The sequence below is a fragment of the uncultured Algibacter sp. genome, assembly GCF_947487575.1.
GTDB lineage: Bacteria > Bacteroidota > Bacteroidia > Flavobacteriales > Flavobacteriaceae > Algibacter_B.
The window spans coordinates 232,030-246,865 of the sequence record NZ_CANKXG010000007.1 but is presented as its reverse complement, the minus strand read 5'-3'; the positions used below and the strand labels follow the sequence as shown (position 1 = coordinate 246,865).

Genomic DNA, 14,836 nt, shown 5'->3' with positions numbered 1-14,836 from the left:
TTGCTTGCGGATTTCCTAAACGGAGATTACGCTTAAAATGCCATATTTATTTAGGTTCAATTAGATTGTCCTTCGGACGAATTACAGCAACGATTTGTATACAAAACTGTTAAACAAACCTCTCCAAAAACAAAAAACTTTCGGCTTAAAAACAGATGTTAGCAACAATCTGCATATTCTATGATTTAAACAAATAAAATCTTATTTTTTTTATGAGGCAAGCTTCATAGTGTCAACATATGGTGTTTGTCTTTTAACAACAGCAAAGATTCGTGCAGGGATTGAAACAGCATCGTTTTGCTTTATATAAAATAGAAATAAACTTAGTGTGAAACTATAATTTGGTTAATAGATTCCTGCCTTCGCAGGAATGACAAAAAAAACAAAAGATATAGTGGAAATCCCGCCCCTTCTAGGTAACGCCCTAGCTCTCTATACATCTATAAATGACACAGTTAAACAACAAATCATTTGGTTGCTAGCTTGTACTCTTTTTTGTCGATTATGATTTTTACTAAAAAAAAATATGCTACTTAGTTGCTGGACGATATTCTTTTTTATCAATTATTATTTTAGCAATAATCTCACGTAAAATTTCTGAGGTTCCCCCTCCTATTGGTCCTAACCTGCTATCTCGCAAGAGGCGTGCCATTGGGTACTCTTCCATGTAACCGTAACCGCCCAAAAATTGAAGGCATTCATAAATGACCTCATCTGCCATTTTGGTGGTTTTAAGTTTTGACATGGTAGCTTCTTTAACAACATACTCGCCTTTGTTTAACCTAGCTGTTACTGCATAGTTGAAGGTTTTACAAAATTCCATTTCTGTATACAAATCTGACATACGGTGCCTTAACGCTTGAAATTTATCGATAGATTTACCAAAGGCTTGTCGCTCGCTCATGTATTGTAATGCATATTCTAAGGCGAATTCTGCACGTGCATGGGCATTAACTCCCATAATTAATCGCTCTAACGAAAAGTGTTGCATGATATATGAAAAGCCTTGATTTTCTTTTCCTAGAAGGTTTTCCGCTGGTACCTTCACATTATCAAAGGCTATTTCTCCTGTATCTGAAGCACGCCAACCTAGTTTGTCTAATTTGGTTGCAGATATACCTGCCATATCTCTATCTAGAACAAATATACTAATGCCTTTATTACCCAATTCTGGTGTTGTTTTTGCAGCCACGACCAAATAATCACTACTTACACCATTGGTTATAAATGTTTTTGATCCATTTATAATGTAATGGTCTCCTTTTTTAACTGCCGTTGTTCTCATACCTGCTACATCGCTTCCGCCAAAGGGTTCTGTAATACAAAGACAACCAATTTTATCACCTACTATACTTGGTACTAAATATTCTTGTTTGATAGCCTCACTACCTTCGGCATTTAAATGTGTCATTGCCAAATAAGCATGTGCCCATATTGCTGCAGCAAATCCTCCTGAGTTTATTTTTTGAAGTTCTTCTAAGAAAATTATGGTATAAAACAAATCTAGGTTCATACCTCCATAAGCCTCAGGATAGTTAATCCCGAAGAATCCCATTTCTCCAAATTCTTTCCAGATAAAACGCTCAATACTCCCTGCTTTTTCCCACTTTTCAATATGTGGAACAACTTCTTTTTTTAAAAAATGTTGAAGGCTTTTTCTAAAAAGATTATGCTCTTCTGTGAAGTAAATACTGTTCATTTAGTTTTCTTTTTCGAAGTGCAAATATAATTCAATTATCTTGATTTTATTTACAGGAAAGTCTTTAACTTTTGTTAATTCGCCTATTGATTTGTAACCTTCTCTTAGTTGACGTTGCTCAACAATATTGTGTGCTAAATCATAATCTATATGCGGGATGGTAACTAAATCGTCAACAGTAGCTAAATTTAAATTGATTTTACTAACAGCCTTAGGTGTTTTTACGGTGAATAGTTTTGTGATTTTTTCTACAACTTCTGGTTCTAAACCATAAACATTATTAAGCTCTATATCCGCGATAAATCCACCTTTTGATTTATTTCTATACTTTATAATTCGGTCTGAAAACACCTTACCAATACCGTTTACTTTTTGAAGTTGTTGTGCTGTTGCAGTATTTAAATCTTGTTTTTGCGCGTAGGTTTTTGGCTTGTTGTTATAGCTGTAGCTTGAACCTGTTTTAGGCTTAGGATTTGTTACCCATTCTGGAAATTTGAAAAAGGGAGATATTGCTTCTAATAGCGAATCTGAAACTTTAGTAATATCTTGAAATTGTTTGGCGGAATTAATCCATTTATTTTGTTTTCTGAATGCTAATAACCTATCTATTTCTTGATTAGTCATTCCTAAAGTAGCCCCTTTATAGTCTGTTATAAAATTTGGATTGAATGGGTATGTTTTTGACTTACTTTCCTCTAACTGAACCAACTTTAAAGAATCTATTTCTTTAGTAAATTTAGTTAATTCCTCTTTGTTTACTTCAATAGTGTCTGAAGATAAATCAACAAAAAAATAAATACATTGAAATATTACAATGAGAATTAATAATAAAAAAATCCCATTTCGCTGTTCTTTAGAAAACGTGAAATGGGATTTCATATAATTTATTTAAAATATTTATTCTTTGGCTTCTTTTATAGCACCAAGATATCTTTTTAATTGCTTTTTAACAACAGGGAATAAGAAAAATAAACCAACCATATTTGGGAAAATCATTGCAAAAATCATTGCATCTGAGAATTTCCAGATTGACCCCATACTAGCCGCAGCTCCAATAATTACAAATAATAAGAATAATAATTTATATGTTAAATCTGCTACTTTACCTCTACCGAATAAAAATTTCCAAGATTGTAATCCGTAATAAGACCATGATATCATAGTTGATACTGCGAATAAAACAACCGCTATAGTTAAGAATACGTTAGAGTAAGGTATGTAAGCTGCAAATGCCTGTGATGTAATTCCAGCTCCTTCATAAGCAACACCATCAATTAATACTGCACCTGAACCATCGCCTCCATATTGAAATATCGCACCATCACCACCGCCAAAATTGAATATGATAATAACCAAAGCCGTCATTGTACAGATAACAACTGTATCAATAAATGGTTCTAATAACGCCACTAAACCTTCAGATGCTGAATATTTAGTTCTTACCGCTGAGTGTGCAATAGATGCTGAACCTGCACCAGCTTCGTTTGAAAAAGCGGCTCTTTGGAATCCTACTAATAGAACACCTATAATACTACCAACACCAAATGCTGTAGGGTTAAATGCTTCTCTAAAAATTAAACCGAAAGCATCATCTATAAATGAAAAGTTAGTTCCAATAATATATAAACATGCTATCAAATACATAACAGCCATAAAAGGGACAACTTTCTCAGTTACTTGAGCAATTCTTTTAATACCGCCAATAATGATTATACCAACTAAAACAGCAAGTACCAATCCAATAATAGCACCCGCACTTGAGCTTTCCAATCCCATTAATTCTTTTAATACAATGGTTGCTTGATTAGACTGTGCAGCATTTCCACCACCAAAAGATCCACCAATACAAAAAATTGCAAAAAATACAGCAGCAATTTTACCAACCATTCCAAAGCCTTTTTCTTTTAGACCTTTACTAATATAGTACATTGGCCCGCCGTAAACAGTTCCATCTTCTCCAACATCTCTATATTGAACACCTAAAGTACATTCAACAAACTTTGTAGACATTCCTAATAAACCACAAACAATCATCCAAAATGTTGCACCTGGCCCACCTAAAGCAATTGCTAAAGCTACACCTGCAATATTTCCATTTCCAACGGTTCCAGAAACTGCTGTTGCTAGTGCTTGAAAGTGTGATACTTCTCCTTCTTCGCTTTCATCTCTTATAGTTTCTATAGAATCTCCTCCTGGTGTTACATCACCATAAGCTGGTTCTACAACTGGATGATCTATATCATCAAATTTACCTCTAACAACATTTATTGCTGTTTTGAAGTGTAAAATATTTGGAAACTTGAAATAAATAGTAAAAAATAATGCACTACCTACTAGTAAAACTAGTACAAAAGGAATTGTAATAGCATCACTTTTGTAAATTGGAAAGAATATAAAATCAAAAAAACCATCTGCTACAGGTTGAAATGCTTCATCTATTTGTTGGTCTAAACCTTTTTCGACTGTTTCCTGCGCAAATGTTAAAAATGGAATTATTAATGTAAAAATTGAAAGAAGATACTTCTTCATAAGTTATGTGGGTTAGTTAGTTTTTATTGAATAATTCTTATTAAAAGCAAGCAAGATGCTAAAAAAAAATGATTTTTTAAAACAAAGCCTGTTAAAAAAGCAAAATTACTAATCAATATCATATTCAGAATTTAAGGCTTTTATTTGCTCTGGTCGTCCTAAAACAATAATTTTTGAATTACGTGCCAATTTCATTTCTGCCTCAGGATTAACAATATATTCGCCATTTTCATCTTTATAGCCAATTACTGTACATCCAGTATTTTTACGTAAATCTAAATCTTTAATAGTTCTAGGCTTTTCAGAATCATAAAATTTTTCTACTGCAACCTCTTCAATATTAATATCAGACTTTCCTACAATTGATAAATTATCAATAAATTCCATTAAGCCAGGAACTACAACAAGAGACGCCATATGGTCACCTCCTATTTTGTCTGGTAATATTACATTATTTGCTCCTGCATATTTTAATTTATCATAAGAGGATTCATTTGAAGCACGGCTGATAATGTTTATTTTTCTATTTAATTGCCTTGCAGAAAGCACTACAAACAAATTATCAGCATCATTTGGTAATGCAGAAATAAAACATGCCGCTCTTTCTACACCTGCAGTAATTAAAGTTTCATCTTCATTAGCGTTTCCAATTACATAGGGCACATCATCCAGTTGTAAACGTTCTTCTAACTCTTTGTCTTTTTCTATAACAACAAACTGCTTATCGTATGCTTTTAGTTTTCTAGCAGCCTGCTTTCCATTTCTCCCATAACCACAAATTACGATGTGGTTTTTAAAACTATCAATCTTTTTTTGCATCTTTTTGTGTTTTAATTCTTCAACATCATTTTTACTTAAAATGTATTCTGTAATTATAGACAAAGCGTATCCGACAATAACAACGCTTGCTAATATTAAGAATATTGTGAATATTTTAGATTCGTCGTCAAGCGGATAAACTTCTCCAAAACCTACCGTACTCATAGTTATCACAGTCATGTAAAATGCATCAACTAATGAATATCCAGAAATCATCACATAACCTGTAACACCAATCATCATAATTATGACTAGCAGTAATATAGCTGTATAAATTTTAGTCCTAAAAAAGGTTATAAGTGGATTCATAAATCAAAAACCGATGAGCGTTTTGTATAAACTAAATCTTTAATACGCATCCAGAATGCCAAAAATAAATATAATGCAAAACCAAAACCAACAGTAACAAAAGTTAAATACATAAAAGAAGTTCTTACCACTTTGGCTCTAATACCGAAACGATCTGCTATACGCTGGCAAACGTAATATCCATGCTTTTGAAAAAACAATAAGGGTTTATAAATATTGTTCATGTTGCAATTTAAGACTTACTTTTTTAGTTTAAAAGTTTATAGCTTTATTTGTTTATAAGAGAATTTCCAATTGCACATTGCAAGCATTTATTCTTGTCGCAATATTCTGTTTTAAGCTGAATTAGTGATTGCGATTCTAATGCCGATTTTGACACTTTTTTCAAACTATTAAACTTGTTAATTATGCTGTTTTTTTCGGCAGTTAATGCTGAAACTATTTTTATAATTTCAGAATCTATTTCTTCTCCTTTTTGTTTTGCATAACTGAATTTTATTGGAAGAATAGTATTTATAAGCAATAAGTCTATAAATGATTTTGATAATGTTTTTGTGGAAGATTTTGATTCCTTTTGAAAGGTATAATGTGCATTCCAAAACTCTGAAGTTGATACTTTAAAAAGTTCATAAAAGTCTTCTAATTGATTTAATTCTATGATTTTTGAAAATAAATTTTGGTGTTTATTGTAAAGGCTTGCTAACTGCGATAATCTAATAGTAGGGAAATTTGGTGGTCGTAATCTAAAAAATTGAATTGGTAAAACTTGACTATTTTGAAGGTTGAATTTTTGCTTTAAAAATTGATATTCATTTACCAAATTTGAATAATAAGCACCTTCAACATCTTGTTCTAACAAACCGGATTGCCCAAATAATAAGGCTTCTAAAAGAAGAGGGCTTGATTGTGTTTTTCTAATTATTGAAAAGTCTATAGATTTTGCCAAACTAAAAAATGATTCTCCATTTACTTTTAGTCCGAAATTTTTAGTTAGCATTTTAAATAATACAGCTTCCCAATCGTTTTTTGATTCTGCTAATAGCGTTTCTATGGATTCAGATTTTCGTTCTAAACGTTCAAAATATAATCGTTCTATCCAATTATTTAAGACAAAATCATCTGTCGATGCAAAATCATGTTCGCAATTAATCCATTTGCTTTGTTTAATAAATAGTTTTTCATAGTTGTTTAATAACGACGTGTCAATTATATCTTTCAACTCTAAAGTTGGTATGGCTGTATTATCCTTTCTAAATACTTCTGTATCATCTTCCCAAACGACATGAAGAATCACATTATCATAAGCCTTGTCAGTTTCATGATTATGTAAAAACCAGTCTGAAGATTTAATATGAATTTCAACATTTCCCGCCCAAAGCTGATCTCCTATTTTGAGTTTTGCATTAAAGAAATCTGGTCCTGAATTAAAATTATGTTGCCCAACATTAGAAATTACAATAGATTGCCCTAAAGTTGTTTTTAAATTATTGAATTCAATTTTTTTGTGTTTCCAGATATAATGTAGGAAGTCTTCTTGCATGCAACTAAATTAGAAAAATATTACACTTTTTTATTTGATGTTGGAAAAAATTAAAAGAAATTTGAATTATGGAAGAACTTACTCTAACTACACCTGCCCTTTTATTTTCTGCTATTTCTCTTATTATGCTAGCTTATACCAACAGATTTATAGCTTATACTTCTGCAATTAGAGATTTATATGATAAGTATCAAAATAATCATGACAAGCGTTTTTATAAGCAAATTAAAAACATAAAGCATCGGTTATACCTTACCAGATACATGCAAATTTTGGGTATAACTAGTTTATTATTTTGTGTATTAACTATGTTTTTAATTTACATTCAGCAAAATACTATCGCTGTATGGATTTTTGGCTTGGCTTTAATTTTACTAATTGTATCGCTTGCACTTTTAATAGTTGAAATTCAAATTTCAGCAAAAGCTTGGGAAGAGCATATTAGTGATATTGATGAAAACTAATTTTTAGTCTCAAATGAAGTTGGTTTCTGGTATTTCTGAAATGGTTGTTTTAGTAAATCTTTAATATTCCCATTTTTAGTTTCATCAGGAAATACATCTACGCCATAGACTATTTTATCAGTGTCTAATTCCATATAGGTTCCAAATAATCTATCCCAAACTGAAAAGATATTTCCGTAGTTAGAATCTGTGTATGGCATTTTGTAGTGATGATGTACTTTGTGCATATCAGGAGAAACTAACACATAGCTTATTAATTTGTCTACTTTTTTAGGCAATTTAATGTTTGAATGACTAAACTGTGTTGCAATAATTGACAAAGATTGATACAACATAATTAAACCGATTGGAGCGCCTATTGCAATAACACCAATTAAGGTAAATGTATATCTAATAATACTCTCTATTGGGTGATGTCTATTGGCTGTTGTAGCATCTACTTTATGATCGGAATGATGAACCAAATGTACCATCCACAATGGCGGTACTTTATGCTCAATAAGGTGTGGTAAATATGCACCAAAAAAATCCATTAAAAATACGCCTAAAACAACATATAAAGCTAAAGACATTTCTGGTAACCAATTAAGAATCCCGAAATTGCTTACCATTACCCAATCGGCAGAAAGTAATAAAAGAAACGCCATTGGAAGATTTATGGCAACTGTTGTGATGGTGAAAAATATATTTGGAACTGCATGTTTCCATTTTTTGTAATTAAAATTAAACAAAGGCATTGCTCCTTCTAAAATCCAGAAAAAAGTTAACCCTCCAACAATAATAGCTCCCCTATGAATTGGCGGAATGGTTTCAAAATAATTTAAAATAGTTTCCAAAGTATATTTTTTGTTTTAAAGATAAAGATTTTTATTTCATAAAAATTTTTAGTACGTTTTTGATAAAAATTGTCTCGCAAAGGCGCTAAGACGCAAAGTTTTGAGACTATAAACTACTTGATTCTCTTTTTCATCTCTTCTACAATATTGAACGCTGCTGGACAAATGGCAACGTTTTTTAAAGTGAGATTTGAAATTTGTTGAAACTTTTTTCTAGCGGTATGTGGAAACTCTCTACATGCTTTTGGCCTAACATCGTAAATTGAGCAATAATTATCGGCTCCTAGAAAAGTACATGGTACGCTTTTCAATACATAGTCATTCTCATCATCAACTCTTAAATATTGACTAATAAATTGGTGCGATTTCATTCTGAAATGTTTTGCAATTCTGTCTACATCTTTATCTGTAAACAAAGGCCCTGTGGTTTTGCAACAGTTTGCACATTCTAAACAATCAGTACGCTCAAATTCATGTTCGTGCAAATCTTGCATGGTATAATCCAAGTTTTTCGGCGGTTTCTTTTTAAGCTTCGCGAAGAACTTTTTGTTCTCGTTATGTTTATCTTTGGCGAGCTTTGGAAGATTGTTTATAATGTCTTGCATGGTGTAAAAATAAACAAACTTGTCATTTTGAAGTGTATCAAATAATCTTAAATTAACTAAGATGTTTCGACTGCGCTCAACATGATATAACAAACTAAATTTTGAAAGACCTTTTCGGAAAAGCTTTATTGGATTATCAAAACGGAAATTATTCTGAGGATATTATAACCTCTACGAGTATTTCTGATGAAGATGTATTACCAATCCCCTATTTGTTTAGGGATTATAAAGACATGCCTAAATTAGAAAAACATGCTTTAAAACTTTGTAAAGGGTCGGTTTTGGATGTTGGTTGTGGTTCTGGAAATCATAGTTTGTATTTACAAAAAAAAGGCTTTGATGTTAAAGCTATTGATATATCTGAAGGTGCTATTGAAGTTACTAAACAACGAGGCGTTAATAATGCTGAAGTTGTTTCACTTTTAGATGAAACTAAAACGTTTGATACGGTTTTATTGTTGATGAATGGCACTGGGATTTTTCAAGACCTTACTCAAGTTTCAAAATATTTATCACATTTAAAAAGTCTTTTGAAATCTGGCGGGCAGATTTTAATTGATTCGTCTGATATTAAATATATGTACGAGGATGAAGATGGTGGCTATTGGATGGATATGAATGCTGGCTACTATGGTGAACTTGATTATTTTTTGTCTTATAAAGATGAAAAAGAAGTGCCTATGAAATGGTTGTATTTAGATTTTGAAACTTTAAAATTGGCTTGTGAATCGATTGGCTTGCAATGTGAATTGGTTTTGAAAGGTGAGCATTTTGATTATTTGGCGAGGTTGAGCTAAAGTTAAATTACTGAACTAAAACTAGGTAAGCCCGCGTTAAGGATTGCAGAGAAAAGCCCACAGCCCGACGAAGGAGGTGCGAGGACTTGTAACGGAAAGCCTGACCCCTTTTCGGGGTAACGCCCCAATATTTATGAGACCCTGAAATAAGTTCGGGGTGACACTAGTATTAAAAATCAAACTTATAAGTTGCCCCGGCCAAAAACTGAATACTCTGCACTGGAAAATTTTGCCATTTCTGATACGCATTATTTGCAATATTATTGGCTTTTGCAAATACTGAAAGTTGCTCATTTACGTGGTAACCTACATGTGCGTTAGCGTCAAAAAAACTATCTAAAACTACCGTCATAGATCTTAAGCCTTCAATGGGGTCGTTTATACTCAATAAATCTTTACGTTCGCCTGTGTAAAACAAATTAGCACCAGTAAACCAATTTTCGTCTATTTGATAGTCTAAAAACAAAGACCCTTTTACATCTGGCAAATTCCAAGCTTCAGCTTGATTGTCTGTAGAATAGGTAAAATATTCTGCTTTTAAACCTAGTTTAAAGTTTCTATTTACATCTACATTTATTTCTCCTGAAACACCAAAAGTATCTACATTATCATATGTAATTCCAAATGAGTTTCCATATTCATAATCTTCAGCACCAAGTAAATCAAAAGATGTTATATTATTAATAAAGAGTGCTTTATTTCTATCAGCAATATAACTTCCATTAACGCTATAACTCATATTACTTGATAGCTTTCCTTTTAATCCTATGTAAGCATTGTACTGCTGGTCAGTTGGCATGATGAATAAAGTTGGAGATACAAATGGATTTTCGATAGCAAAATCGTAGTAAGAATTCTGAATTAATCCACCTTCTATTCCTCCATAGGCAATTAACACATCATTTACCAATCGATACGTTGCGGTAATATTTGGGTAGATATGCAAACTACTATCGCCTGTATCTCTATCATTAGAATACACCGCAGTAACTCCAAGATGTAATGTCAAATCATCTTGTTTCATTTCGTAAGTAGGTGAAATACCTATCTGAAAATTCCCGTAATTTAATTCATCATCTGTAAAGTAATTTCTATCAAACATGCCTCCTAAATAATCAATTTTTAAATCGGTAGAAATTTCTTCTCCGTTAATTGGCACATCAACTTTAACATTAGCAATAAATCTGTTTTCTCCAGAGCCTTGATTGTCTCCAAAGCGTCTAAAAAAGAAGCTTCCTGAGTTAATATAAGTATCTTCAAAACTAATATCACCTCCAAAATGGGCGCTAAAAAAAGAATGCCCAACATCTAAAGTATTTGCAAATTCTTGGTTATTAGCATAATTTTCAGGCAAGCCATACCAATTATACTTTTGATGTTGAAAACCACCTTCTACATGCCATGCTAAATCTCTTAAACGTGACGAATAATTTACATTAATTTTAGAATTTGAAAAGCCATCATCCAAAAGAACCCCTTCAAGACCTCCTGCAGATGAGTGATGACTTACGTAACCACCTATACTTTCGTTTCTGCTAATAGCATGATTTAAATACACTTCGCCTAAAATTGTAGTGTACGTTCCAACACCCAATGTTGCATAATTATCAAATAATTTTACTGGCGCTTGCTTTTCTACAACTGCCGCTTTTCCTTTTGCAGGTGTGAAGGTTGATGCCACTGGAAATGAAAATATATTGTACTTTATTTCCTTTTTTGTTTGGGTTGTTTCATCATTTAAAGTTGGTACTTCTTTAACTTTAAATGCATCTGATATTGTTGGTGTATAGGGTTTAACAACGTCTATAACTCCTGTATTTATGGTGTCATTTTGAGTTCTTTGAGAAAACCCTAAAGCTACACTTAATAAAAGAATCCCTGTTAATATAATTTTGATTTGCTTACGCATATTTTTTTTAATTTTTTGATTTATGATTGATGAGATGCTTCGACTGCGCTCAGCATGACATTCTAACTTCTAACTTCTAACTTCTAACTTCTAACTTCTAACAAAACTAATCTTCTGGTAAAATGGATGAGTTTGTTTTTGCTTCTTCCCTTTTAATTTTACTGAGTTCTGTTTTTGCTTCTGAAGTCACATCATCAAACTCTGGAAAATTTTGAATGACACTTTCTAAAATATATGTAGCTTGAAACGCATCATTTAAAGCATAATAATTCGTAGCCATAAGCACTAAGCCTTTAGCACTATAATATTTATATCCTGAAAAATCTTTGGCTAGCCTTTGTACCGATTTATTTGATGCTTCATGTTTACCTTCTTTATTTTTAAAATAGGCATTGAAATACAAAGCTTCAGCTGCTGTTTCACCTGTAGCAACGTGTTCAACATTTGCATAAGCTGTTTTCGCTTTAGCTTCATCACCAGTTTTCATTGCAGAACGTGCAATAATAATATGGGCATCACTCTTGATTTTATTATCAATTTTTGAACTTTTTAATACCTTTTCAGCATAGGTTACAGCATCATTAAAATTCTCTAATTGATAATTTACTTTCATTAAATTAGATTGTGCAAATACAATATTCTGTGGATAATTAGCCTCTTCTTCTAATCGTTTTAAAATAAGAATCGCTTTATTCCAACTTTTGCTTTCCAAATAAAATTGAGATAAACGTAATAAAGCTTCTTCTGTAAATTCATTCTGGCTTGTATCAACAACATATTTATAGTGTGGCGCGGCATTTTCGAGTAAATCTTTTTTATAATATAATTGCGCGATGTAAAAATGCGATTGTAAGGCATGAATTCCGTTGGGGAATTGATTTAAGTAACCATTAAACTGCTTTATTGCTTTATCTGTATTATTATCTAAATATTGTTTTTCAGCTGCTTCGTAGGTTGCATTATCCAAATCAGCATCGGTAACTTCTACATAATCTAATTGCTTCACCCAATTGGCATATTCATCTACGCGTCCTAAATCAATATAAATTAATCTGGCTGTTGAAACTGCTTGAACTGCTTCAGGAGTTCCTGGATAATCGCCTGCAACTTTTTTGAATTTGGTTAATGCGCGTTCATTTTCACTTCCGTTATAATACACTAAACCTTGACGTAATAAGGCTTTAGGAACAAACGAGCTCATTCTATACTCGATTACCAATTGATTGTAAGCTTTCATGGCTTTATCCGTTTCATTGGCTTTTACATAAGAATTACCAAGCTCGTAAAGTGCATCGTCTCTTAATTTTGATTTAGGATAGTCAGAAATAAACTGCTCTAATCCTTTTATTTTTTTTGAAGATTGGCCTGTATATCCAATACTTATTGCTTTTTGAAATGCGGGATAATCTGAATCTATTTCATTTATCTGAATAGCTTTTTCATAAGCTAAAATGGCACTTTGGTATTGACTTGACACAAAATGACCATCACCTAACCGTAAATAAGCATCATTCAACCGTACTTTATCTTCGCTTTTATTTGAAATGAAATTGTTAAAGTATTCTGTAGCCTTCCCATAGTTTTTCAATTTGAAATAGGTATAAGCTAAATTATAATCAAGATTTTCAATTTCTGGAGTTGACGAAGCTTCTGTTTGTTGTTGGAATTGTTTAAACCCAATTAACGCATCATCATAATTAGTTAAGTTATAATCTGCTTCAGCCTTCCAAAATGTTGACCTAGCCGTATATTTTTGGTCTTGCGATTCATTTAACGAAGCATCAAATAATGATTCGGCTTCTTGATAATTGCCTTCATTATATAATTCTAAACCTCTATAAAACGCTACTTTTTGGTAAGCAACTTTATTTTCAAAACTATTTTTATCTTCTAATAGTTTCAAGGCTTCTTTATAATTTTTTGAAGTGATATAAGAATCAATTAATAACGTTTCAATCTCTTCTTTATAACTAGTTTCTGGGTATTTCTCTAAATAACCTGCTAAAACTTGAGGTGCTGATTGATACGGATTTCCAATTTCATAACTAATTTTGGCATAATTTAACCATGCATCCTCTTGAATTTTTAAATCGTAATTCATTTGCGATGCATTTCTAAACGCATTCAGCGCTTCTTGCTTTTTATCTAAATTGATGTAACTCTCACCTAAATGGTAATAGGCATTTTGAGCTATAGAATTACTACCTCCTACTATTTTATTGAATTCTGAAATCGCTTTATCATAATCTTTTTGCTTATAATATGCATACCCTAATTGATAATAATCTGTATTATTCCATTTTCCTACTTTATCCCTTTTACCTTTTTTTCCTTTATACTCAGTTAAATACGGAATAGCCTCTGCATATTTTTCTAAATTAAAATAACTCTCACCTATAATCTTAGATAGCTCTGATACTTCATTTTCATCACTAGATTCTATTCTTTCTTTAGCCAATTCAATAGCTTTATCAAATTTTCCTAATTTGAAGTTTAAATCAGCTTGATAATAAGACAGTTTCTCTTTGTATCGTTCTTGATCGCTTACTTGCTCAAAATACTCATTAGCTCTATCGTAATCATCGCCTTCATAAGCCATAAAACCAATGTAATACTTAGCTTGTGAACCAAATTCTGGTGAGTTTTCAACTTTGGTTAAATACTTTTTAGCATCTTTATATTGCTTTGTTGAAAAGGCTGTATAACCATTATTAAAATAAAATTTCTCACGTTCCTTTCTTCCTAAAGCTTCTTCATCTACTTTATTATACCATTTTCTAGCATAGGCATATTTAGAGTTTTCAAAGTAATAGTCACCAACATCAACGAATGCTGTATTTCGTTTTGTACTTGTTGGATACTCTTTTACAAAATTCTCTACTAATTGATCTGCATTCTGTTGGTTTAATCGCACCGCACAATTAGCAATGTAATAGGTGCAATTAGATTGTAAAATATCTTCTTTTGCAGTCTTTTTAACAGTACTAAACATGGACTGTGCAGCTTGGTATTGTTGATTATTATATAACGACAATGCTTTCTGATAATCAACCAAACCACTTGTATATGTAGCAGATTGCTGTGCTATGATATGAAGACTAAAACTTATAGCAACTACTAATAAAATGATACTTTTCTTAGCCATTTAGGATTAATTTTTAAAATTAAAATCAAAGATAATTCAAACTAAATGCTATAACGTAATAATCGTGCCATAATTATAAACCGAGTTATTAAATGTTAAATTTTGATTGGAAATAAACTAAAGTTTTAATCGTTAACTTTTAAGATTTAACTTTTTAGTAATACATTTACATCACGTTTTAAAA

Annotated in this window: 12 protein-coding genes; 2 read left to right on the top strand and 10 right to left on the bottom strand. The window is 31.7% G+C overall.

Features of this window, described 5'->3' with window-relative positions; all coding sequences use genetic code 11:
* Positions 1-529: 529 nt before the first annotated feature.
* From Q0870_RS09830 to Q0870_RS09805, 6 genes are all read right to left on the bottom strand, one after another.
* Positions 530-1,699, bottom strand: coding sequence for an acyl-CoA dehydrogenase family protein (locus Q0870_RS09830; RefSeq protein WP_298555179.1), 1,170 nt, complete (start codon positions 1,697-1,699; stop codon positions 530-532).
* The gene (locus tag Q0870_RS09825; RefSeq protein ID WP_298555177.1) at positions 1,700-2,578 is read right to left on the bottom strand and encodes a helix-hairpin-helix domain-containing protein; all 879 of its coding nucleotides are present in this window, start codon (positions 2,576-2,578) and stop codon (positions 1,700-1,702) included.
* 18 nt (positions 2,579-2,596) lie between these two features.
* Positions 2,597-4,228, bottom strand: a complete 1,632-nt coding sequence (locus Q0870_RS09820) for an alanine/glycine:cation symporter family protein (RefSeq protein ID WP_298555175.1) — start codon at positions 4,226-4,228, stop codon at positions 2,597-2,599.
* Between the two features lie 108 nt (positions 4,229-4,336).
* The gene (locus tag Q0870_RS09815) at positions 4,337-5,356 is read right to left on the bottom strand and encodes a potassium channel protein (RefSeq protein ID WP_298555173.1); all 1,020 of its coding nucleotides are present in this window, start codon (positions 5,354-5,356) and stop codon (positions 4,337-4,339) included.
* Positions 5,353-5,580 (bottom strand): PspC domain-containing protein, encoded by a 228-nt coding sequence (locus tag Q0870_RS09810; RefSeq protein ID WP_189360545.1) that lies wholly within the window; start codon positions 5,578-5,580, stop codon positions 5,353-5,355. The genes Q0870_RS09815 and Q0870_RS09810 overlap by 4 nt, the downstream gene beginning before the upstream one ends.
* 44 nt (positions 5,581-5,624) lie before the next feature.
* A complete protein-coding gene (locus Q0870_RS09805) occupies positions 5,625-6,896 on the bottom strand; it encodes a DUF2851 family protein (protein WP_298555169.1) in 1,272 nt (423 codons plus the stop codon).
* Positions 6,897-6,964: 68 nt separating this feature from the next.
* Between Q0870_RS09805 and Q0870_RS09800 the strand changes: the two genes are divergently transcribed.
* Positions 6,965-7,360, top strand: coding sequence for a DUF2721 domain-containing protein (locus Q0870_RS09800; RefSeq protein WP_298555167.1), 396 nt, complete (start codon positions 6,965-6,967; stop codon positions 7,358-7,360).
* Here the strand turns inward: Q0870_RS09800 and Q0870_RS09795 are convergent.
* A complete protein-coding gene (locus Q0870_RS09795) occupies positions 7,357-8,196 on the bottom strand; it encodes a sterol desaturase family protein (protein ID WP_298555165.1) in 840 nt (279 codons plus the stop codon). The genes Q0870_RS09800 and Q0870_RS09795 overlap by 4 nt on opposite strands.
* A gap of 113 nt (positions 8,197-8,309) precedes the next feature.
* Positions 8,310-8,801, bottom strand: a complete 492-nt coding sequence (locus tag Q0870_RS09790; RefSeq protein WP_298555163.1) for a YkgJ family cysteine cluster protein — start codon at positions 8,799-8,801, stop codon at positions 8,310-8,312.
* Positions 8,802-8,902: 101 nt separating this feature from the next.
* Between Q0870_RS09790 and Q0870_RS09785 the strand changes: the two genes are divergently transcribed.
* The gene (locus Q0870_RS09785; RefSeq protein WP_298555161.1) at positions 8,903-9,598 is read left to right on the top strand and encodes a class I SAM-dependent methyltransferase; all 696 of its coding nucleotides are present in this window, start codon (positions 8,903-8,905) and stop codon (positions 9,596-9,598) included.
* A gap of 169 nt (positions 9,599-9,767) precedes the next feature.
* On the opposite strand, the gene Q0870_RS09780 is transcribed toward Q0870_RS09785, so the two are convergent.
* Both Q0870_RS09780 and Q0870_RS09775 read right to left on the bottom strand, forming a co-directional pair.
* Positions 9,768-11,507, bottom strand: coding sequence for a TonB-dependent receptor (locus tag Q0870_RS09780; protein WP_298555159.1), 1,740 nt, complete (start codon positions 11,505-11,507; stop codon positions 9,768-9,770).
* 106 nt (positions 11,508-11,613) lie between these two features.
* Positions 11,614-14,652, bottom strand: a complete 3,039-nt coding sequence (locus Q0870_RS09775) for a tetratricopeptide repeat protein (RefSeq protein WP_298555157.1) — start codon at positions 14,650-14,652, stop codon at positions 11,614-11,616.
* Positions 14,653-14,836 lie beyond the last annotated feature (184 nt).